General features: G+C 52.5%; 1 protein-coding gene. It reads left to right on the top strand.

The annotated features are described in order from the left end of the window. Positions 1-1,358, top strand: a 1,358-nt coding sequence (locus ACTHUR_RS11060; protein WP_440398604.1) for a preprotein translocase subunit SecA, incomplete at its 5' end; no start/stop codon positions are given. Positions 1,359-1,439 lie beyond the last annotated feature (81 nt).

The following is a 1,439-nucleotide window of genomic DNA, read 5'->3' as shown; positions in this document are numbered from 1 at the left end:
AAGCAGGTCTGCCGCATAACGTTCTGAACGCCAAAGAACACGAGCGCGAGGCATTGATTGTGGCCCAAGCCGGTAAAGTTGGCGCGATTACCGTTGCCACTAACATGGCCGGCCGCGGTACCGATATTGTCTTGGGCGGCAACCTCAAACATCAAATCGAAGCCATCCGTGCCGATGAAACCCTGAGCGAACAGCAAAAACAAGCGCAAATTTCTGCCCTTGAAAGCGGTTGGCAAGCCGAACACGACCAAGTTGTGGCCGCAGGCGGTTTACACATTATCGGTACGGAACGCCATGAAAGCCGCCGTATCGACAACCAGTTGCGTGGTCGTGCCGGCCGTCAGGGCGACCCCGGCTCCAGCCGTTTCTATCTGTCGTTTGAAGACCCATTATTGCGCCTCTTCGCACTCGACCGTGCCGCCGCCATCCTCAACCGCTTGGCACCCGAGCGCGGCGTTGCCATCGAACACGGCCTGCTGACCCGTCAAATCGAAGGCGCACAACGTAAAGTCGAAGGCCGCAACTTCGATATGCGTAAACAGGTTTTGGAATACGATGACGTTGCCAATGACCAACGTAAAGTAATTTACCATCAACGTAACGAAATCCTGACCAGTAAAGACGTCAGCGATTTGACCCGCGAAATCCGCGCCGACGTTATCAGCGACTTGGTTGATTACCACATCCCGCCTGACAGCATGGAAGAGCAATGGGACATTCCGGCACTGGAGCACCAACTTGCCGCTGATTTCCGCCTCCATGTCGATATTAAAGGCTGGCTGAAAGAAGACAGCACTTTGGACAACCAAGACATTAAAGAACGCCTCATCAAGCGCATCGAAGACGAATACGCTGAAAAAGTCAAATTGGTCGGCAAACAGGCTATGTCTGACTTCGAACGCAATGTTATGCTGCAAGTTATCGACAACCAATGGCGCGAACACCTCGCCGCCATGGACTACTTGCGCCAAGGTATCCATCTGCGTAGCTATGCCCAGAAAAATCCGAAACAGGAATACAAACGCGAAGCTTTCGCCATGTTTGAAAACCTGTGGCGCGGTATCAAACAAAACATTGCCGCTTTGCTGACTGCCGTTCAAATCGAGCGCAACAGCGAATACGACCACACTGCTGCACAAAGCGTCAGCGATGTTCAAACTGTCCACTCCGATGCGCCTGATATGGAAGAATTGCTCGGTCAATCGCAAACCGATTTGGTTACCGAAGCGTTCGACCCTGACGGCACAGACTTCAGCCCTGAAGCGCTTGCACAAAACGGTCTGATTGTTCACCGCAACGATCCTTGCCCTTGCGGCAGCGGCCTGAAATACAAACAGTGCCACGGTAAATTGAACTAAGCAGTCATCTCAAAAGGCCGTCTGAACAGATGTGACAACGAAGTCAAAGATTCTCGTTTCACCGTTCAGACGGCCTGAGAA

Source organism: Neisseria sp. P0021.S007, assembly GCF_051956855.1.
Note: the sequence above shows the minus strand (reverse complement) of the source record. Positions and strands in the feature narration are given on the sequence as shown.